A 19,743-nucleotide genomic window follows, 5' to 3' on the forward strand; every position below is an offset into this window, starting at 1 on the left:
CCATGACAGCCACCGCCCCGCGCGCAGGTCGTGTCCGGCCTTTCCCCACAGGCCGGCCGCTCACCGCGTCCGCGCTCCTCGCCACGCTGATCGGCCTGCTCCTCGGCCTGATGCTGGCGGGCGCGTCCCCCGCGTCCGCGCACGCCGCCCTCACGGGAAGCGACCCGCAGGACGGGGCGGTGGTCGACGCCGCACCCCGAGACGTCACCCTCTCCTTCTCCGAGTCCGTCTCGCTGAGCGACGACGCGATCCGGGTGCTCGACCCGTCCGGCAAGCGGGCCGACACCGGCGGCCCCCGCGCGGTGGGCGACGGCAAGGCCGCCCGGTACGCCGTCACCCTCCACACCGGGCTCCCCGACGGCACCTACACGGTGGCCTGGCAGGCGGTCTCCGCCGACAGCCACCCGGTCTCGGGGGCCTTCACCTTCTCCATCGGGGCACCGTCCACCACCACCGTCGCACTGCCCGCCCAGGCAGCGGGCGGCGGACCGGTGGGCACCCTCTACGGCATCGCGCGCTACGCCGCGTACGCCGGTTTCATCCTGCTCGCGGGCGGCTCCGCGTTCGTCCTCGGGTGCTGGCGGGGCGGCGCCTCGGCCCGCCCGCTGCAACGGCTCGTGCTCGCAGGCTGGCTCACCCTCACCGCCTCCACCCTGGTGATGCTGGTGCTGCGGTACCCGTACACCGGCAGCGGGAAGCTCTCCGACGCCTTCGACCTCTCCGGCCTCCAGGCGTCGCTGGACACCAAGCCGGGTGCCGCGCTGGTCTCCCGGCTGCTCCTGCTGGGCGCCTCCGCGCTCTTCGTCGCCGTGCTGTTCGGTACGTACCCCCGGCGCGAGGACGAGAAGGAGCGCAAGGACCTCACCTTCGGCCTCTCGCTCGGCGGTGCGGTCGTCGCCACCGGCATCGCGGGCACCTGGTCGCTCGCCGAACACGCCTCCGTCGGTCTCCAGGCGGGCATCGCCATGCCGGTCGACATGGCGCATCTGCTGGCGGTCGCGGCCTGGCTGGGCGGTCTGGCGGCCCTGCTGACCGCCCTGTACCGCGTCCCCGAGCTGCCCGCCGCTGCCGTACGCCGGTTCTCCCGGGCAGCGTTCTGCAGCGTGGTGGTGCTCGCCGCGACGGGGCTCTACCAGTCCTGGCGCCAGGTCGGCTCCTGGTCCGCGCTGACCGGGACCACCTACGGCCGGCTTCTGCTGGTCAAGGTCGGACTGGTCGCGGTTCTCGTGGGCGTCGCCTGGATCTCCCGGCGCTGGACCGGCCGGCTGACGGGCGGGGAGCCGGTGGCGGTGCCGGAGCAGGCGGCGCCGGCGGAGTCCGCGCCCGTGGAGGCCGAGTCGGTGGAGGCGGAGGCCGGTCTGGTGCCGGTCGCGGCCGCCGGTACGGCCCCCGTCACGGCCCCTGCCACGGACTCCGTCACGGAACCTGTCGCCACCCCCGTCACGGAGCCTGTCGCGGACGCCGAGCGGGCCGCCCAACTCGCGCGCCAGCGGGCCGCGCTGACGGCGACGAAGGAGCGGAAGGCCCGCGACGCCGACCCCGGCCGCTCCGGGCTGCGCCGCTCGGTTCTCGTCGAGACCGGCATCGCCGTCGTCCTGCTGGCCGTCACCACCATCCTCTCCTCGACCGAACCGGGCCGTACGGAGGAGGAGGCGTCGCGCACCAACACCGTCGCCGCCCCGGCCGTCACCCAACCAGTCACCGTGAGCCTGCCCTTCGACACCGGCGGCCCCCACGGCAAGGGCACGGTCCAGCTGGACATGGACCCCGGCCGTACCGGCTCCAACGACGTGCACCTGTGGATAGCGGACGACAAGGGCACGGCGCTGGACGTACCCGAGGTACGGATGGCGCTGACGCTGGAGACGAAGGACATCGGCCCCCTGCCGGTCGTCCCCGACCGGCTCGCCGAGGGCCACTGGGCCGCGAGCGGCGTACAGATCCCGATGGCGGGCGAGTGGAAGCTCGCGGTCACCGTCCGTACCTCGGACATCGACGAGACCACCGTCACCAAGAACGTGAAGATCGGCTGACCGGCGTGAGCAAGCGGAACACGAACGTGCAGAGTCCCCGGGAGCGTGCCGGGGCGGACGCCGGGAGCACCTCCCGGGGTTCCACCGAGGGCGCCTCCTCCAGCGGTGACCCGGGCGGGGTCTCCCGGCGGAAGCTGCTCGGGGGCGCCGGGGCGGCCGGTGCCGCCGGGCTGGTGCTGGGCGCGACGGGTGGGGCCACCGGGTACGCCGCGACGCGCCCCGAGGCGCCTGCGGCGCTCGCCTCGATCGGCGCGACCGAGGCGATGTTTCACGGGAAACATCAACCCGGAATCACCACTCCGCTCCAGGCCCGTGGGCATCTCGTCGCCTTCGACCTCGCGGCCGGCGCCGGACGTACCGAGGCGGCCGCACTGATGCGGCGCTGGTCGGTGCTGGCCGAGGAGCTGATGGCGGGCCGCGCGGCCGGGTCCGGCGGGTCCGGCGACACCGGGATCGCGCTGGACGCCGGGCCGTCGTCGCTGACGCTCACCTTCGGCTTCGGCCGCACCTTCTTCGACCGGACCGGGCTGGAGGAGCGGCGGCCGGCCGGGCTCGACCCGCTGCCCGCGTTCTCCTCCGACCACCTCGACCCAGGGAGGTCGAACGGCGACCTCTGGGTCCAGATCGGCGCCGACGACGCGCTCGTCGCCTTCCACGCGCTCCGCGCGGTCCAGCGGGCCGCCGGGGCGGCGGCGCGGGTGCGCTGGCAGATGAACGGCTTCAACCGCACGCCGGGTGCGACCGCCCGCCCCATGACGGCCCGCAACCTGATGGGCCAGCTGGACGGGACCAACAACCCCAAGCCCGCCGACGGCGACTTCGACACCCGGATCTTCGTGCCCGCGCCCCACTCCGCCGCCGACCCGGCGCAGGACTGGCTCGCGGGCGGTTCGTACGCGGTCGTCCGCCGCATCCGGATGCTGCTCGACGACTGGGAGAAGCTCTCCGTCGCACACCAGGAGCGGGTCATCGGCCGGCGCAAGGACACGGGCGCCCCGCTCAGCGGCGGCGACGAGACCACCGCGATGGACCTGGACAAGCTCGGCGCGGACGGCAGGCCGGCGATCCCGTCCAACGCCCACGCCCGGATCTCCTCGCCCGGGAAGAACGGCGGGGCGGCGATGCTGCGGCGCCCGTTCTCGTACCACGACGGCATCGACCCGGACGGGACACCGGACGCGGGACTGCTCTTCGTGTGCTGGCAGGCGGACCCGTTCCGCGGCTTCGTGCCGGTCCAGCGCAAGCTCGACCGGGGGGACGCGCTCTCGCCGTTCATCCGGCACGAGGCGAGCGGGGTCTTCGCGGTGCCGGGCGGCGCCGCGGAGGGGGAGTACGTGGGACAGCGGCTGCTGGAGTCCTGACCGCCCCGCCCGGGGTACCGGCGGAAGACCCGGCCGAACCCTCGCGGGCACCGCCTAGAGTGACCGTATGTCCGCCACGCGTTACGCCTATCTCGGCCCCGAGGGCACCTTCACCGAGGTGGCGCTCCGTACGCTCCCGGAAGCCGCCACCCGCGAACTCGCCCCCATGGTCTCCGTACCGGCGGCGCTGGACGCGGTACGGAACGGGGAGGCCGCCGCCGCCCTCGTACCGATCGAGAACTCGGTCGAGGGCGGGATCACCGCGACCCTCGACGAACTGGCGGTGGGCGCGCCGCTGATGATCTACCGCGAGGTGCTTCTCTCCATCTCGTTCGCGCTGCTGGTGCGGCCGGGCACCCGGCTGGAGGACATCAAGTCCGTCACCGCGCACCCGGCCGCGCAGCCGCAGGTACGCAACTGGCTGGCCGCCCACCTCCCGCAGGCCGTGTGGGAGTCGGCCGCCTCCAACGCGGACGGTGCCCGGCTGGTCCGGGACGGACGGTACGACGCCGCCTTCGCCGGGGAGTTCGCGGCGGCGACCTACGGGCTCGTACCGCTCGCCACCGAGATCCACGACGCGGTGAACGCGCAGACCCGTTTCGTCCTCGTCGGCCGCCCCGCCCGGCCCGCCGCGCCGACCGGCGCCGACAAGACCTCCGTGGTCCTCTGGCTCGGCGAGGACCGTCCGGGCGCCCTGCTCGAACTGCTCCAGGAGTTCGCGGTGCGCGGGGTGAACCTGATGCTGATCCAGTCCCGCCCGACCGGCAAGGGCATCGGCGACTACTGCTTCGCGGTGGACGCGGAGGGACACATCTCGGACCGGCGGGTGGGCGAGGCGCTGATGGGTCTGAAGCGCATCTGCCCGAACCTGCGCTTCCTCGGCTCCTACCCCCGGGCCGGAGCGGGCCCGGAGGACGTGGCCCCGCTGCGCGTGGGCACCTCGGACCCGGACTTCGCCGCCGCCTCGGACTGGCTCGCACGCAGCCAGGACGGGCGCGTCTGACGGGCGGAAGGACGGGCGCGACCTGCACATCTGCGCGGGCGCATCCACCGATGGTGGTTTACCCACAGAGTTATCCACAGGACGCGGATGGAACCTGGGGACAAGTCGACACCGACGTTCGGCATCATCGACGAATCATCGACAAATCACCCCAGGTGACCCCATGGGGTCGCGAAGCCTCCCAGGACTCCCCATGATCCTCATCTAGCCCGTTCGGCCCAATTACCTTGATCAACGACACAGAATGACGAATGACCACTCGAATGAGTGCCCGAAAGGCGGTTTGAACGATGAATCCATGAGCCGGAGGCCTGCCGAACCCCCTCCTCAATGACCAACTTCGTGCATCCACAGTTTTTCCACACAGCCTGTGGATAACTAATCCGAACTGGCCCACCCTGTGGACAACTCCGGGCAGCGCTCACCCCCAACTCCCCGTCAGAACAGGGCGGTACGTCAAGACCGGAGCGGCTTTCTGCCCGATTCGGGGCTATGAGCCCACCTCGATTGACGCGACCCCCAGCACTTCCGCCCTCTCGCCCCCTCCGCTCAGGCACACCCCAGGATCTCTCCGCGGATTCTTCGCCGCACCCGCGTTCGCTCGACCGGACGAATACCGCCGGACGCGCCTCCCGCCCGGCCCCCGGTCCGCCTCCCTCGCGGAATCCGGGATTCCCACCAGAGATACCATTCACGGCAATTCGGGCATAGTGACACGCTTGTCACTATCGATTCGAGTAGCCGAAGTCCCACCGGTAGCCTGGTGGGGTGATTGACCTTCGCCTGCTCCGTGAGGACCCCGACCGTGTTCGCGCCTCCCAGCGCGCCCGTGGAGAGGACGTCGCGCTCGTCGACGCCCTGCTCTCCGCCGACGAGCTGCGCAGGTCGTCCGGCGTCCGCTTCGACGAACTCCGCTCCGAGCAGAAGTCGCTCGGCAAGCTGATCCCCAAGGCCTCCCCCGAGGAGCGGACGGAGCTGCTGACCCGCGCCGACCAGCTCAAGGCCGACGTCCGTGCCGCCGACGCCGCGCAGAACGAGGCGGACGCGGAGGCCAAGCGCCTGCTGCTGCAGCTCGGCAACATCGTCCAGGAGGACGTGCCGGTCGGCGGCGAAGAGGACTTCGTCGTCCTGGAGACGCACGGCACCATCCGCGACTTCGGCGCCGAGGGCTTCGAGCCCAAGGACCACCTGGAGCTCGGCGAGGCGCTCGGCGCCATCGACATGGAGCGCGGTGCCAAGGTCTCCGGTTCGCGCTTCTACTACCTGACGGGCATCGGCGCCCTGCTGGAGCTCGCCCTCGTCAACGCGGCCATCGCGCAGGCGACCGAGGCCGGTTTCATCCCCATGCTCACCCCCGCGCTGGTCCGCCCGCGCGCCATGGAGGGCACCGGCTTCCTCGGCCAGGCCGCCGAGAACGTCTACCACCTGGAGAAGGACGACTTCTACCTGGTCGGCACCTCCGAGGTCCCCCTCGCCGCGTACCACATGGACGAGATCATCGACGCCGACAAGCTGCCCCTGCGGTACGCCGGCTTCTCGCCCTGCTTCCGCCGCGAGGCCGGCACGTACGGCAAGGACACCCGGGGCATCTTCCGGGTCCACCAGTTCGACAAGGTCGAGATGTTCTCGTACGTCGACCCCTCCGACGCCGAGGCCGAGCACCGCCGGCTGCTGGAGTGGGAGAAGCAGTGGCTGACCGGCCTGGAGCTGCCCTTCCAGGTGATCGACGTGGCCACCGGTGACCTCGGGGCCTCGGCCTCGCGGAAGTTCGACTGCGAGGCGTGGATCCCCACCCAGGGCAAGTACCGCGAGCTGACCTCCGCCTCCAACTGCGACAGCTTCCAGGCCCGCCGCCTGTCGGTGCGCATGCGGGACGGCAAGAAGGTCCAGCCGCTGGCCACCCTGAACGGCACGCTCTGCGCCGTACCGCGCACGATCGTGGCGATCCTGGAGAACCACCAGCTCGCGGACGGCTCCGTGCGCGTGCCCGAGATGCTCCGTCCGTACCTCGGCGGGCGCGAGGTCCTGGAGCCGGTCGCCAAGTGACCTTCCCCTTCAAGCTCGTCGCCACCGATCTCGACGGCACACTGCTCCGCGGCGACGACACGGTCTCCGTGCGGACGCGCGAAGCGCTGGCCGCCGCCACCGAGGCGGGTGCCGCGCACATCGTCGTCACCGGCCGGGCGGTGCCGTGGACGCGGCAGATACTGGACGATCTGGACTACGACGGCATCGCCGTCTGCGGCCAGGGCGCGCAGGTCTACCACGCTGGCGAGCACAAGCTGCTCACCTCGCTCACGCTGGACCGGCAGCTGGCCGGGCTCGCGCTGTCCAAGATCGAGGCGGAGGTGGGCCCGCTGCTCCTCGCGGCGAGCCGCGACGGGCTGGACGGCGAGGTCCTGGTCGGTCCCGGTTACCGGGCCCACGAGGGCCGGATACCGGTGGTCCACGTCGAGGACGCGAACGAGATGTGGACCGCGCCGCTGAACAAGGTCTACATCCAGCACCCGGAGCTCGACGACGACCGGCTCACCGCCGCCGCACGGGCGGTCGTGGGCAGCCTCGTCAACATCGTGATGGCGGGCCCCGGGGTCGTGGAGATCCTCCCTCTCGGCCTCAGCAAGGCGACGGGCCTCTCGCTCGCCGCACGCCGGCTCGGCGTGAAGGCGGCGGACACCATCGCCTTCGGCGACATGCCCAACGACATCCCGATGTTCGGCTGGGCGCGGCACGGCGTGGCCATGGCCAACGCGCACGACGAGCTCAAGGCCGTGGCGCACGAGGTCACCGCCTCCAACGACGACGACGGCATCGCGGTGGTCCTGGAGGAACTCCTCGCCGGCGGAACGCGGTAACGCCGCCCGCCGTCGTCTCCCAACGACGTCGTCCCCGTACGACCGACTGCCCGCGGCCCGCGAAGGCCGCGGGCAGTCGTGCGTCCGCCCCGTTACGCTTCGGGCCGCAGCTCCTTCAGCCGGTGCGCCACGCCGCCCAGCCGGGCATCGACCCGCCGCACGTCGTGCGCGACGTCGGTCAGCCGGACGCTCATCGCGCCGACGACCTCATGGGTCGCTCCCAGCTTCCGGTCCAGGCTGTCGAACCGCTCCGACATGCGGCACAGGACCGGCCCCAGCTCCTGGAGTGCGGAGCCGACCCCGGCGAGGCAGCTCTCGATACGGGTGACCCGGAAGTCGAGCGAGTCGTATCACTCCCGAAGGTCGGTCTCGGCGTCGAGGAGGTACGTGCGCACGCAGCGGGCGATGTCGCTTTCGCGAAGAAGCATGGCGACGTTGAGGACCGTGCGGCGCGTGTAGAGGCGCAGCTGGAGGGGAGCCTGTGGATAACTTTCCTCTCCGTCACCCTTCCATAGCGACATCATGTCGCTATGGAAGGACTGCAGATCAGAGCCGCGCAGTGTGCGCAGGCCATTGTCGGCGAACTCGGTTTGATGGCGATCGGTGAGCCTTCGTACCGAGCCTGTGGATACTTCGAAGTAGCGCGCGACGTCCTCTGTGCGAACGTGAATTCCGTCCGGGAGCATGACAAGGCTCTTCACCTTGTCGAGGATGTCGACGCGCACCATCCGCTCGACGCGCAGCGCGCGGGATTCGAGCAGGGCGACTTCCGTGGTCATGAGCATGCCTTCGGTACGCAGGGAACAGCGAGGGACGGCCCTCTCCCCGGGCTTCAGGGGCGGAGGTCGCTCACGGGTGCCACTTGCTCGATGGCCGGCTTCCGCCGGTGCTCACGCACCGGGGCCGGCATTCCTCTGCTTCACGTACGCGTCGTCGTCACGGATTCCAGTTGCCTCCACGCATCCGGCCCAACGAACCGGCACATCCGCGGTCACGCGGGCGGCACCGGTCGCGCACGGGGGCGGCCTTCCGGAACGGCCTCGCCGACGGGGCCGGAGGACACGGCAACCCCCGTCCGCCGGACGGGGGTTGCCGTGTGCGGGGCCGCCTCACGAGACGGCCTCGGGCCTCACTCCTCGCCGGCCAGCTTGAGCGTGCGCAGTTTCTGGCCCGCGTACCAGGTGGCGCCGACGGTCACCACGACCAGCAGCACGGTGGCGAGCGGGAGTTGGACCTCGGCGGTGATCGCCCCCTCCGCTCCGGTCCTCTGGGCGACGGCGAGCGCCCACTGCTGCACGCTCAGCGTGCGCGCGCCGGGCACCTGGCTGCCGAAGAGGGCCTCCCACACCAGCGCGTAGACCAGGCCGAGCACGACCGCGTGCCGGCTGACCGTACCGAGCAGCAGGAAGAGCGCGCTGTACGCGATCGAGGCGACCAGAGCCCCGACGGTGTACGCCACCGCGATCTGCTGGCCGTTGCCGTTGAGGATGAGCCCGGCGATCAGAGTGGGCAGCGCGGAGAAGACCATCGTGACGGCGATGGCGACGATCAGCTTGGTGAAGATGATCGTGGGGCGCTTCACCGGCTTGGCCAGCAGATAGACGATCGAACCGTCGTCGATCTCGGGGCCGATGGCCCCGGTGCCCGCGATGACACCGATCAGCGGGACCATCACGGCCAGGGCGAAGCCGCCGAGGACGTCGGAGGTGATCTGGTCGTCGGCTCCCGCCAGGATCCGTACCGCCAGCGCGATCGCGATCAGCAGCGCGGGCAGGACGAACAGGATGGCGGCCCGGCGCCGGCCGAGCAGGGCCCGGTAGGTGAGCCGGGCGACTGTGGGGTCGTACATGACGCTTCACAGCTCCTTTCAGGCCACTACTCAGGCCGATACGAGGTACGAGAAGACCGATTCGAGGGACTCGTCGGACGGCGAGACGGCCAGCAGCCGGATACCGCGCTCCTGCGCCACTCGCGGCAACAGGGTGGTGAAACGGCCGAAATCGACCGCCTGGATCAGCAGCGCGCCCTCCTGGTGGTCGACCTCGATCCCGGCCGTCGACGGGTCGGCGATCAGGGCCGCCGCAAGCGCGCGGTCGTCGCTGGAGCGCACGAGATAGCGGTGCGGGCGGTCCGTCATCAGCCGGCGGATCCGCCGGAAGTCGCCGGAGGCCGCGTGCCGGCCGGCCACGATCACCTCGATGTGCGAGGCGAGCTGCTCGACCTCTTCGAGGATGTGGGAGGAGAAGAGCACGGTGCGCCCCTCCCCGCCCATCCGCCGCAGCAGATCCATCAGCTGCATCCGCTGGCGGGGGTCCATGCCGTTGAACGGTTCGTCCAGCAGCAGAACCGAAGGGTCGTGGACGAGCGCCGAAGCCATCTTCACGCGCTGGCGCATGCCCTTGCTGTACGTCTGGATCTTGCGGTCCTGCGCGTACTCCATCTCCACCGTGGCCAGCGCGCGCGCCGCCTGCGCCGCGCCCAGACCGTGCAGTTCGGCGTTGGCGACGACGAACTCGCGGCCGGTCAGGAAGTCGTACATGCCCTCCCGCTCGGGAACGATGCCGATCTCCTGGTAGACCGACTCGTTGCGCCAGATCGGGCGCCCGTCGAGGGTGACCGTCCCCGTGGAGGGGGCGAGAAATCCGGCCATCAGGTTGATCAGCGTGGACTTGCCCGCGCCGTTGGGACCGAGCAGCCCGGTGACCCCCGGGCCGATCGTCATACTCACGTCGTTGACAGCGACGACGTTCCCGAACCAGCGCGAGGCGTGGTCGATCTCGATGGTGGTCACAGCCCGACCCTCCGGTAGCGGCGCAGCAGGGCGGCGTACGAGCCGGCGATGAGCGCGAGGACGACGAACAGATAGACCACGCCCAGCGCGGCCCCCGGGCCCTCCCCGCCGGGGAAGGCGGAGGAGGCGCCGAGGAACGCGGTCTGCACCCCGTCGATCAGCGTGATCGGCGAGAACAGCCCGAACCAGGCGACGGCTCCCTCGGTCCCGGTCGAGTAGGCGATGGCCTGGATCGTGGAGACGGCTCCGTACGTGATGGTCAGTACGGCGATCACCGCCGCCACGCCGAAGCCCCGGCGCGGGGTCACCGCGGCCACCACCAGCGCGAGCGCGGCGAACAGCACGGAGAGCAGGGCCACCGACACCAGTCCCTGGGCGAACCAGCCGGTCTGGTCGCCGAAGTCGAATTTCGCGAGCAGCGAGCCCACGTAGAGGATGAGCAGCGGCGTCCCGGTGAGCACGAAGACGGCGGACGCCATCGCCGCCAGCTTCGCCAGGACGTAGTCGGCGTGCTCGATCGGCCGCGAGAAGTACAGCGGAACCGTCCGGAACCGCAGGTCCCGCGAGACGCTCTGCGGGGCCTGGGAGGCCACGAACAGCCCGATGACGGCCTGGAGATAGATCGCGTACGAGGTGTACTTCACGACCAGTTTCGTGGCGCCGGGCGCGGCCATCGACACGGCCACGATGATCGCCGCGACCAGGCACATCACCGCGAGCATCAGCAGCGGCAGCACCTTGGACCGGGCGGAACGCCCGAGCCCGAACGCGCCCTTGAGGGACTGGACGTAGAGCGACCGGCGGGCGTAGGCGCGCCCCAGCCTCGGGCCGTCGTAGGAGCGGTAGCCGATGTCGTGGATGCGGGAGGCGTCGCCGGGCAGCGCACCTCCGGCCCTGGTCTCAGTGCTCATCGGGACCGCTCCCCTTCTGCTGTACGGCTCCGGAAGCCGGAACCTGGTGGACGGACCCGGGCGCCGGGACCGGGGACGGGGCCTGCGGTACGGCTCCGGGGGCCGGGCCGGACGCCGCCGCGACGACCGCCGGGGCCGGCTGGGCGTTCTCGCCCGCGCGGAAGACCTCGGCGATGTGGTGGCGGCGCTGCTCCATGCGGACGAGCCCGAGGCCGAGGCCTGCCACGCTGTCGCGCACCAGGTCGTACGTCTCCTCACCGGTCGCCTCGACGAGCAGGATGTGACCGGCTCCCGGCAGACCGCCGGTGTCGACGCCGTCGTCCCCGATCAGCTTCACACCGGCCCCGAGAAGCTCCCGGCGCAGCGCGTCGGTGCCGTCCGGGTGGGTGTCGCTGTCGGTGACCTCGACCGCGAGGGTGGTGGTGGTCTGCGTGAACTCGCTGGTGGAGCTGGACCGGAGCAACGTGCCGCCGTCGATGACGACGACGTGGTCGCAGGTGCGCTCCAGCTCGCCCAGCAGGTGCGAGGTGACGAGCACGGAGATGCCGAAGTCGGTGTGCACCCGTCGGATGAGCCCGAGCATCTCGTCGCGGCCGACCGGGTCGAGGCCGTTCGTCGGTTCGTCGAGCAGCACCAGCCGCGGGTCGTGGACCAGCGCCTGGGCCAGCTTCACGCGCTGCTTCATGCCGGTCGAGTAACCCCCGATGGGGCGGTAACGCTCCTCGTAGAGACCGACGTGGCGCAGGGTGTCGGCGGTGCGTTCCCGGGCCGCCGTCGGCGGCAGACCGGACATCCGCGCCATGTGGACGACGAACTCGGTCGCCGAGACGTCCGGCGGCAGGCAGTCGTGCTCCGGCATGTACCCGACCCGCTCCCGGATCGCGGCACCGTGCGTGGCGACGTCCAGCCCGAGCACGGAGGCGGAGCCCTCGGTGGCGGGCGAGAGTCCCAGCAGGATCTTGATCAGGGTGGATTTGCCCGCCCCGTTGGCACCCACCAGCCCGGTCACACCCGGTCCGATGTCCAAGGAGAGCCGGTCAAGAGCGGTCACCCGGGGGTACCGCTTGCTCAAGGCGTTCAGTGCGATCACAGTCACTCCGCCGACGGTAGTGGCGCGGGCACCTCCGGTCGTCAGCCCTGACGGTCGCATACACGTCACACTTGAGTTGTAGGGACCCGTAGGGGAGTCGGGCGGAGGAGTGACCCGGGCCGACGGGCGGGGGCTGCCGACGAGGCTCGGCGTGTGCTGCGACGGCCGGCGTGGGATGCGGTGCGGTGCGGTGGGCTGATGATCCTCTGTGCGTACCGGTTCTCCACAGACGGTTGTCCACAGCCAGGGCGCCCCTCTTGACCCTTCGGCGCGCCTGGTCACATTCTTCAGTGTCACGTTACTGGCGCGTACAGCTCGCCAAGTGTGCTGTCCGGACGCCGCGTTCGGACAGCCGGGTTCGGACAGCCGGGTTCGGACAGCCGGGGCCGAGGAAGACGGGTGGCGCACGAGCGGCGCCCGACCGAGGAGAGGTGGCGGGATGCAACTGCCGGGAGCGCGCGAGCGCTGGGTACGCACGGGCGGCATCGAGCTCTGCGTGGCCGAGCTGGGCAATCCGGATCTGCCCACCGTGGTGCTGGTGCACGGCTATCCGGACAGCAAGGAGGTGTGGTCGCGGGTGGCTCCGGCGCTGGCCGAGCAGTGGCACGTGGTGCTCTACGACGTACGCGGCCACGGCCGTTCGAGCGCGCCGAAGCCGCTGCGCGGCGGGTTCACGCTGGAGAAGCTGACCGACGACTTCCTCGCCGTGCTGGACGAGGTGAGCCCTGGCCGGCCGGTGCATCTGGTGGGCCACGACTGGGGTTCGGTGCAGTCCTGGGAGTTCGCCACGGTCGAGCGGACCAAGGGCCGGATCGCCTCCTTCACCTCGATGTCCGGGCCGTCGCTGGACCACTTCGGCCACTGGATCCAGAGCCGGATGAGCCGCCCCACCCCCCGGCGGGTGGTCCAGCTCGCCGGACAGGGCGCCAAGTCCTGGTACGTCTACCTCCTGCACACCCCGGTCCTGCCCGAACTCGCCTGGCGCGGGCCGCTGGGGCGCCGGTGGCCGCGCATCCTGGAGCGCCTGGAGAAAGTGCCCGCGGGCGACTACCCCACCGCCTCGCTGCCCCGGGACGCGGCCCACGGCGCCTGGCTCTACCGCGACAACGTCCGTACCCGGCTGCGCAGGCCGCGCCCGGACGCGTACGCGCACGTACCGGTGCAGCTGATCACCCCGACCGGTGACGCCTTCCTTTCGGAGTACCTCTACGACGACCTGGAACGATGGGCTCCGCGCCTGGTCCGGCGCCGGCTGCCCGCCCAGCACTGGGTCCCGCGCACCCGGCCCGACCAACTCGTCTCCTGGATATCGGAGTTCGTGGCGGCCAACGAGCCCTCGGCGCAGGTCGCCCTTACGCCGGTGACGGACCCGGCGGGGACCGGCCGGTACGCGGACCGGTTCGCCGGCCAGTTGGTGCTGGTGACGGGCGCGGCCGACGGGATAGGACGCGCCACCGCCCTGGCGTTCGCCGAGGCCGGGGCGCGAGTGGTGGCCGTGGACCGGGACGCGGCGGGCGCCGCCCGTACGGCGGAGACGGCACTGCTCGTCGGGGCGCCGGCCGCCTGGGCGGAGACCGCCGACCTGGGCGACGAGCAGGCGATGGAGAAGCTCGGCGCGAAGGTGGCGGCTGAGTACGGCACCGTCGACGTCCTGGTCAACCTCGCGGGTACGGCGCCCTCCGGGCCTTTCCTGGAGACCGCGTCCGAGGAGTGGCGGGGTCTCCTCGACGCGGGGTTCCTGGGGGTCGTCCACAGCTGCCGGGTGTTCGGCGGGCGGATGGCCGAGCGCGGGCAGGGCGGCCACATCGTCAACGTGCTCCCGAGCATCCCCGGCCCGGTTCCCCGCGCCCCGGGCATCTCCACGTACGGCACGGCACAGGCGGTCGTCCTGGCCCTCAGCCAGGGCCTGCGGGCCGAACTGGCCCCCCGCACGGTCTCGGTGAGCGCGGTACGGCCGGGGGCGGTCGACAACGGGCCCGGCGAAGACGGGACGGGCACGGGAGCGGGTATCACGTCCGGCGCCTCCACAAGGGACGCGGCAGCCGCGGGAGTCGACGCGGGGGTCGTCGCGCGGTCGCGCCGTGCTCGCGGCCGTACGCCGGAGCAGGTGGCCGAGGCCGTCCTGGAGGCGGTGGTCCACGACCGGGCCCTCGTGGTGGTCCCCGGACGGCCGGAGGGCATCCGCCGACTGCTCCGGGGCGGTACGGGGGCGCTCCGCAAACGCCCCTGAGCGGAGCCGAGTCGGGTGCCTCGCCTCTTGGGTCAGTCGGGCGCCGGGCCTGGCGACCACAGGCCGTGGGCGCGGTCTACGGGTCTGAGCGGTGGCGGACTTGGCGTCCAGGTGGGTCATTCGGTCTGCGACGGGCGCGAGTTCCGCGCGTTCCGGGGCGGTGATCGCCGGGACGCGTCTCGCACGACGGGCACCGGGCGGAAGGGCTCGCTCGCTCTGGGCGGCCCTGTCTCCGGAAGGAATGGTGGCGGACTCCGCGGAGGCGGGGCGCGGCTTTCCCCAGGTGCGGAGGGCACCCTGTGGACAGAACGGCGTTCAGCCTATGAGCTGTTCACCGTGGTGGAGCTGGGCCCGGCACCGTCCGCGCTGCGGGCGCGCCGGAGGCATTCCTCCCGCATGAGGGACGGAAGGAACGGTTCCTCCCGGGGCCCAAGTGGGTTGTGCCGCGCGGTGCGTGGTCGTTCTCCGACGGTGCGCACTGGCGGGCAGCCCAGAACTGGCCTCATAAAAATACCCCTTAGCTCGCAAGTAGGACATCTCGCCCATTTATTTATTTAGTTGGCTAAATTGCCTATTTTGCAAGCGCGTTGTCCACAGATTCGCCAAATACCCTGTGGATAAGTCAAGTTGCTTGTGGATCAAACACAAACGGACTCATCAGTTTTCCGGCGCTCGGAAAAATCCGGATGCACCGGCGGAAGGGGCCGGGCACTCTGGCGGGATGGACGACAGACGCACCGTGAAGGTGTCGAAGTACCTCTCCAAGCACTTGCGGCATCAGCCGGAACGCATCGGACTGGCACTCGACCCGAACGGATGGGTGGATGTCGCGGAGTTGCTGGAAGCCGCGGCCCGTCACCACTTCCCGATCACCCGGGCCGAACTCGAACACGTGGTGGCGGTGAACGACAAGCGGCGCTTCACCCTGGAGGGGGATCGGCTGCGCGCCAACCAGGGCCATACCGTCGCCGTCGACCTGGACCTGCCTCCGGCCGAGCCGCCGCCGTTCCTCTACCACGGCACGGTGGCCCGGTCCCTGGCAGCGATCCGGACCGAGGGGCTGCGCCCGATGGCCCGCCACCACGTCCATCTCTCGCCCGATCGGGAGACCGCCACCCGGGTCGGGGCGAGGCGGGGCAGACCCGTGGTGCTCTCCGTGGACGCGGCGGCGATGCACCGCGCCGGTCACGTCTTCCGTGTCAGCGCCAACGGGGTGTGGCTGGCGGATTCCGTCCCCCCGGAGTACCTGCGCTTCCAGGGCTGAAGGGCGGGGGCGAAGGGGGCAGGGCAAGCGGTGAAGGGGGCAGGGCGAGGGGCGCAGAACCGCCCACCCGCAGGACATGCCAGGGCTCGGGAGCCGTGGCCGTCGCCCTCCGCAGCACCGCACGGCGGCACCCGTACGACGGCTCCCGTACGACGGCTCCCGTACGCCCTCTCCCGGTCAGCCCAGCTGGGCGAGGGCCTCGGTGGCGATCCGCTCGAAGACGGCCGGGTCGGTGGCGAAGTCCGAGTCCGGGACCGGCCAGTGGACGACCAGCTCGGTGAAGCCCAGCTCCTGGTGGCGGCCGGCGAAGTCCACGAAGGCGTCCACCGACTCCAGCGGGCGGTTGCGGTCCGGGGTGAACGCGGTGAGCAGGATCTTGTCCAGCTCCGCGACGTCCCGCCCGCTCTCCGAGCACGCCTTGCCGAGCTTCTCGATCTGGCCGCGCAGCGCCTCGACCGACTGCTCGGGCGTACCGTCCTCGAACAGCTTCGGGTCGCCCGTGGTCACCCACGCCTGGCCGTACCGGGCGGCCAGCCTCAGCCCACGTGGCCCGGTCGCGGCGACGGCGAAGGGCAGCCGGGGCGACTGGACGCAGCCGGGGATGTTCCGGGCCTCCTCCGCCGTGTAGAAGGTGCCCTGCTGCGAGACCGCGCCTTCGGTGAGCAGCCGGTCCAGCAGCGGTACGAACTCGCCGAAACGGTCGGCCCGCTCACGCGGCGTCCACGGCTCCTGCCCGAGCGCCGTGGCGTCGAAGCCGTTGCCGCCCGCCCCGATCCCGAGGGTGACCCGGCCGCCCGAGACGTCGTCGAGCGAGATCAGTTCCTTGGCCAGCGTCACCGGGTGGCGGAAGTTCGGCGAGGTCACGAGGGTGCCGAGGCGCATGGTCCCGGTGACGACGGCCGCCGCCGTCAGCGTCGGGAGCGCCCCGAACCAGGTCTGCTCCCGGAACGAACGCCAGGACAGGTGGTCGTAGGTGTAGGCGGCGTGGAAACCGAGCTCTTCGGCCCGCTGCCACTTCGCACGGCCCCCCTCGTGCCAGCGGTCGACGGGAAGGATCACGGTGCTCAGGCGCAGACTCATGGACCGAGCCTACGTCCCCCGCCCCGGCCCCACCGGGTCGAGGCCACCCGGTCGCCCCACGCCTCGACCACCCCCGACGCACCACCGCACCGCCGTCGGTCCGGTGGCCGAAAACCCGCTACAGCGCCGCCCCTGCCTGCTCAAGCCCCTCCCAGGCCTCCAAGATCGCCCTCCGTCGACCCCGGCATATGCCATAGGCCTATCCCCCAGTTCAGAGGCGCGAGACTCTCATATGTGCGCCCTCCCGCACGCCCGTGCGCCAAATGCGGGAGAATGGACCGGTGACCACGCCTACCGAAGCACCGCCTGTAGCCGTGCCCCGGCTGATAGCCACCGATCTGGACGGCACCTTGCTGCGCGACGACAAGACCTTGTCGGCGCGCACGATCGCCGCGCTCACGGCGGCCGAACGGGCGGGCGTGCACGTCCTCTTCGTCACCGGGCGCCCGCCCCGCTGGATGGACGCGGTGGTGTCCCACCTGCCCGGGCACGGGACGGCGATCTGCGCGAACGGTGCCGCGGTGGTCGACCTGAGCGCCGGCGGGCGGCTGATCAAGGTCCACCCGCTCGGCCGGGCGGAGGCGCTCGACGTCGCACACCGGGTACGGGCCGCGGCGCCCGGCACCACGTTCGCGGTGGAGTTCACCACCGGCTTCCACCACGAACCGCTCTACCCGCCGTTCCGACAGGACCCCGGGGCGGTGGTCGCCCCCGTCGAGAAGCTGCTGGACGGGCGGACACCGTGCACGGGCGCCCCGGTGCTGAAGCTCCTGGCCCACCACACCGCGATCGCCCCCGACGCGTTCCTCGCCCTGGCCCGCGAGGCTGCCGGGGACCGGGTGTCCTTCACCCGCTCCAGCCCCTCCGCCCTGCTGGAGGCCGGCGGGGCGGGCGTCTCCAAGGCCCGCACGCTCGCGGAGTACTGCGCGGAGCGCGGGGTGCTCCCCGAGGAGGTCGTCGCCTTCGGGGACATGCCGAACGACGTCGAGATGCTGAACTGGGCCGGTACCTCGTACGCGATGGCCAACGCCCACCCGGCCGCGGTCTCCGCCGCGTCGGGACGGACACTCACCAACGAGGAGGACGGTGTGGCGGTCGTCCTCGAACGCCTCCTCGCCACGCGCTGAAGCCCTGGTCACTGAAGCCTGATCACTGAGGCCCCGATCACCGAAGCCCAGGTCACGGGGGCCAGGTCGTTGAAGCTCAGGTCACCGAGGCCCAGGTCGCTGAAGCCTGGTCACTGGACCCGTACGCCCCGGCCGAGTCCCCCGGGCACCGGGCACCTTCCCCGGGCACCTCCCCCGGGCCCCCTCAGAGCGGGGCCTCCCAGGTCACCGACGTACCGCCGCCGCCCTCCCCGAGTCCCGGGCCGAACCAGCTCGCCCCGCCCAGCGACTCCGCCCGGCGGGCCAGGTTGCGCAGCCCGCTCCGACGGCCGCCCTCCGGGATGCCGACCCCGTCGTCGGAGACGGTCAGCCGGACGGCGTCCCGCCCGTCCGGCAGGGTGGCCGTGGCATCGACGACCACGTCGATCACCGAGGCCTGGGCGTGCCGGAAGGCGTTGGAGAGGGCCTCGCGGAGGGCGGCGATCAGGTTCTTCCCGGTGGACTCGCTCACCAGGGTGTCGATCGCCCCGAGAAAGCGGTGCGCGGGCGTGAAGCCGAGGGGCACAGCCGCCATGTTGAGCTCCCGGAGCACCCGGACGCGCAGTCCGGACGGGGCCTCGGCCGGCTCCTGCTGGAGGGCGAAGATGGCGGTGCGGATCTCCTGGATGGTGGTGTCCAGCTCGTCCACGGCCCGGCCGATGCCCTCCCGTACCTCCGGCAACGCCGACCGGCGCTGGGCGCTCTCCAGCATCATCCCGGTGGCGTACAGCCGCTGGATGACCAGGTCGTGGAGGTCCCGGGCGATCCGGTCCCGGTCCTCGTAGACCGCCAGCCGCTCCCGGTCGCGCTGCGCCTCCGCCATCATCAGGGCGAGCGCGGCCTGCGCGGCGAACTGCGCGGCGAGGGTCCGTTCCGCCTCGCTGAACGGGCGCTGTCCCTGCGCCCGGGGCATGGACAGGGCGCCGAGCATCCGGCCGCCGCTGCGCATCGGCAGCAGCATGTTCGGGCCGTACCGCTCCGACGCGCGGCTGATCAGGCGCGGGTCGGTGGCGGCGTCGTCGATGAAAACGGGCTCCCCGGCCAGCAGCGCGGAGACCACCGGGCTCTCCGGGCCGATGATCACGCCCAGCGAGGTGGACGGGTTGTCGGAGGCGACCGCGACGACCTCCAGCCCGTCGGCCCCGTCCTTTCCGACCGGCAGCAGCACGGCACCGGCGGCCGAGTCGGCGAGCCTGCGGGCCTGTTCGGCGACGACGCTCAGGGCGTCGTCCGCGTCCCCGCCGGCGAGCAGCGCCGTGGTGACCGCGACCGATCCGTCGATCCACCGTTCGCGCCGGCGGGCGGCCTCGTAGAGGCGGGCGTTGCCGATGGCGATGCCCGCCTCGGTGGCGAGTACCCGGACCATGTGCAGGTCGTAGTCGTTGAACGTGCCGCCGTGGTGCTTCTCCGCGAGGTACAGGTTGCCGAAGATCTGCCCCCGGACGCTGATGGGGACGCCCAGGAAGGTGCGCATCGGGGGATGGCCCGGCGGGAATCCGGCGTAGCGCGGATCGGTGGTCAGGTCGGTCAGCACCACCGGAGCGGGGTCGTGGATGAGCGCCCCGAGAAGTCCCCGCTGCCCGCTGGGGGGCCGCCCGATCGTGCGCGCCGCCTCGTCCGGCATGCCGTGGGTGACGAAGTCGAGGAGCCCCTCGGCGGACTCGTCCACGACGCCGATCGCCGCGTACCGGGCATGGGCCAGTTCGGCGGCGGTCTCGCAGATGCGGTCGAGCGTGGAGTGCAGCTCCAGCCCGGTACCGACCGACCGCATGGCCTCCAGCAGCTGCGGCACGCGGGCGGTCAGCTCGGGGGAGAGGCCCCCCAGATCGCTGGCGGCCCGGGCGGCGGCTTCGAGGGCCTCCGGGTCCCACGCGTTCCGGCTCGGCCCGCCCGCCCCGCCCCGGCCCGCCGCGCCCTGGTTCCCCTGCCGCTCTGCCATGCGTCGAGCGTACGGAGGGACCTCGCGCACGGAAAGTCGGG

14 protein-coding genes and 1 pseudogene are annotated in these 19,743 nt (G+C 71.8%); 8 read left to right on the forward strand and 7 right to left on the reverse strand.

Features of this window, described 5'->3' with window-relative positions; translation table 11 throughout:
- The first annotated feature begins 2 nt into the window (after window positions 1-2).
- The 5 genes from ACWCSV_RS09940 (at window position 3) to ACWCSV_RS09960 (ending at window position 7,252) form a co-directional block, all read left to right on the forward strand.
- Window positions 3-2,033, forward strand: a complete 2,031-nt coding sequence (locus ACWCSV_RS09940; RefSeq protein WP_451140340.1) for a copper resistance CopC/CopD family protein — start codon at window positions 3-5, stop codon at window positions 2,031-2,033.
- 134 nt (window positions 2,034-2,167) lie between these two features.
- Window positions 2,168-3,394, forward strand: coding sequence for an iron uptake transporter deferrochelatase/peroxidase subunit (gene efeB, locus ACWCSV_RS09945; RefSeq protein ID WP_451140513.1), 1,227 nt, complete (start codon window positions 2,168-2,170; stop codon window positions 3,392-3,394).
- A 67-nt stretch (window positions 3,395-3,461) separates the two neighbouring features.
- Window positions 3,462-4,397: a prephenate dehydratase gene (gene pheA, locus ACWCSV_RS09950; RefSeq protein WP_451140342.1), complete on the forward strand. Its 936-nt coding sequence runs from the start codon at window positions 3,462-3,464 to the stop codon at window positions 4,395-4,397.
- Between the two features lie 768 nt (window positions 4,398-5,165).
- The gene (serS, locus tag ACWCSV_RS09955) at window positions 5,166-6,443 is read left to right on the forward strand and encodes a serine--tRNA ligase (RefSeq protein ID WP_451140344.1); all 1,278 of its coding nucleotides are present in this window, start codon (window positions 5,166-5,168) and stop codon (window positions 6,441-6,443) included.
- A complete protein-coding gene (locus ACWCSV_RS09960; protein ID WP_451140346.1) occupies window positions 6,440-7,252 on the forward strand; it encodes an HAD family hydrolase in 813 nt (270 codons plus the stop codon). Before serS ends, ACWCSV_RS09960 begins: the two co-directional genes overlap by 4 nt.
- Before the next feature lie 92 nt (window positions 7,253-7,344).
- Here ACWCSV_RS09960 and ACWCSV_RS09965 read toward each other — a convergent pair.
- The 5 genes and pseudogenes from ACWCSV_RS09965 to ACWCSV_RS09985 all read right to left on the reverse strand — a co-directional run bounded on the left by ACWCSV_RS09965 (window position 7,345) and on the right by ACWCSV_RS09985 (window position 12,005).
- A pseudogene (locus ACWCSV_RS09965) lies at window positions 7,345-8,031 on the reverse strand (hypothetical protein).
- Between the two features lie 350 nt (window positions 8,032-8,381).
- Window positions 8,382-9,101 (reverse strand): ABC transporter permease, encoded by a 720-nt coding sequence (locus ACWCSV_RS09970; protein WP_451140348.1) that lies wholly within the window; start codon window positions 9,099-9,101, stop codon window positions 8,382-8,384.
- Window positions 9,102-9,131: 30 nt separating this feature from the next.
- A complete protein-coding gene (locus ACWCSV_RS09975) occupies window positions 9,132-10,043 on the reverse strand; it encodes an ABC transporter ATP-binding protein (RefSeq protein WP_450770228.1) in 912 nt (303 codons plus the stop codon).
- Window positions 10,040-10,954, reverse strand: a complete 915-nt coding sequence (locus ACWCSV_RS09980) for an ABC transporter permease (protein WP_451140350.1) — start codon at window positions 10,952-10,954, stop codon at window positions 10,040-10,042. Before ACWCSV_RS09980 ends, ACWCSV_RS09975 begins: the two co-directional genes overlap by 4 nt.
- Window positions 10,944-12,005 carry an ABC transporter ATP-binding protein gene (locus tag ACWCSV_RS09985; protein WP_451140515.1) on the reverse strand — a complete coding sequence of 354 codons (1,062 nt, stop codon included), beginning with the start codon at window positions 12,003-12,005 and terminating at the stop codon, window positions 10,944-10,946. Before ACWCSV_RS09985 ends, ACWCSV_RS09980 begins: the two co-directional genes overlap by 11 nt.
- Window positions 12,006-12,483: 478 nt before the next feature.
- Between ACWCSV_RS09985 and ACWCSV_RS09990 the strand changes: the two genes are divergently transcribed.
- Both ACWCSV_RS09990 and ACWCSV_RS09995 read left to right on the forward strand, forming a co-directional pair.
- On the forward strand, window positions 12,484-14,274 hold the full coding sequence (locus tag ACWCSV_RS09990; protein WP_451140352.1) for an SDR family oxidoreductase: 1,791 nt from the start codon (window positions 12,484-12,486) through the stop codon (window positions 14,272-14,274).
- 721 nt (window positions 14,275-14,995) lie between these two features.
- Entirely contained in the window at window positions 14,996-15,538 is a 543-nt protein-coding gene (locus ACWCSV_RS09995) for an RNA 2'-phosphotransferase (RefSeq protein WP_451140354.1), read from the forward strand.
- A gap of 177 nt (window positions 15,539-15,715) precedes the next feature.
- Here the strand turns inward: ACWCSV_RS09995 and ACWCSV_RS10000 are convergent, their stop codons facing one another.
- Window positions 15,716-16,618: an LLM class flavin-dependent oxidoreductase gene (locus tag ACWCSV_RS10000; RefSeq protein WP_451140356.1), complete on the reverse strand. Its 903-nt coding sequence runs from the start codon at window positions 16,616-16,618 to the stop codon at window positions 15,716-15,718.
- Window positions 16,619-16,881: 263 nt separating this feature from the next.
- Between ACWCSV_RS10000 and ACWCSV_RS10005 the strand changes: the two genes are divergently transcribed.
- Complete coding sequence (locus ACWCSV_RS10005) at window positions 16,882-17,745, forward strand: Cof-type HAD-IIB family hydrolase (RefSeq protein WP_451140358.1); 864 nt, start codon at window positions 16,882-16,884, stop codon at window positions 17,743-17,745.
- 184 nt (window positions 17,746-17,929) lie between these two features.
- Here the strand turns inward: ACWCSV_RS10005 and ACWCSV_RS10010 are convergent, their stop codons facing one another.
- Window positions 17,930-19,702 (reverse strand): GAF domain-containing sensor histidine kinase, encoded by a 1,773-nt coding sequence (locus tag ACWCSV_RS10010; protein WP_451140360.1) that lies wholly within the window; start codon window positions 19,700-19,702, stop codon window positions 17,930-17,932.
- Window positions 19,703-19,743 lie beyond the last annotated feature (41 nt).

The sequence above is a fragment of the Streptomyces sp. NPDC001770 genome, assembly GCF_053596135.1.

Excerpts from the sequence above, each read along its gene's own strand:
- ACWCSV_RS10000 (WP_451140356.1), bottom strand. The coding sequence starts at position 16,618 with ATGAGTCTGCGCCTGAGCACCGTGATCCTTCCCGTCGACCGCTGGCAC.
- ACWCSV_RS10005 (WP_451140358.1), top strand. The coding sequence starts at position 16,882 with ATGCGGGAGAATGGACCGGTGACCACGCCTACCGAAGCACCGCCTGTA.
- ACWCSV_RS09970 (WP_451140348.1), bottom strand. The coding sequence starts at position 9,101 with ATGTACGACCCCACAGTCGCCCGGCTCACCTACCGGGCCCTGCTCGGC.
- ACWCSV_RS09990 (WP_451140352.1), top strand. The coding sequence starts at position 12,484 with ATGCAACTGCCGGGAGCGCGCGAGCGCTGGGTACGCACGGGCGGCATC.
- pheA (WP_451140342.1), top strand. The coding sequence starts at position 3,462 with ATGTCCGCCACGCGTTACGCCTATCTCGGCCCCGAGGGCACCTTCACC.
- ACWCSV_RS09980 (WP_451140350.1), bottom strand. The coding sequence starts at position 10,954 with ATGAGCACTGAGACCAGGGCCGGAGGTGCGCTGCCCGGCGACGCCTCC.
- ACWCSV_RS09995 (WP_451140354.1), top strand. The coding sequence starts at position 14,996 with ATGGACGACAGACGCACCGTGAAGGTGTCGAAGTACCTCTCCAAGCAC.
- ACWCSV_RS09940 (WP_451140340.1), top strand. The coding sequence starts at position 3 with ATGACAGCCACCGCCCCGCGCGCAGGTCGTGTCCGGCCTTTCCCCACA.
- ACWCSV_RS10010 (WP_451140360.1), bottom strand. The coding sequence starts at position 19,702 with ATGGCAGAGCGGCAGGGGAACCAGGGCGCGGCGGGCCGGGGCGGGGCG.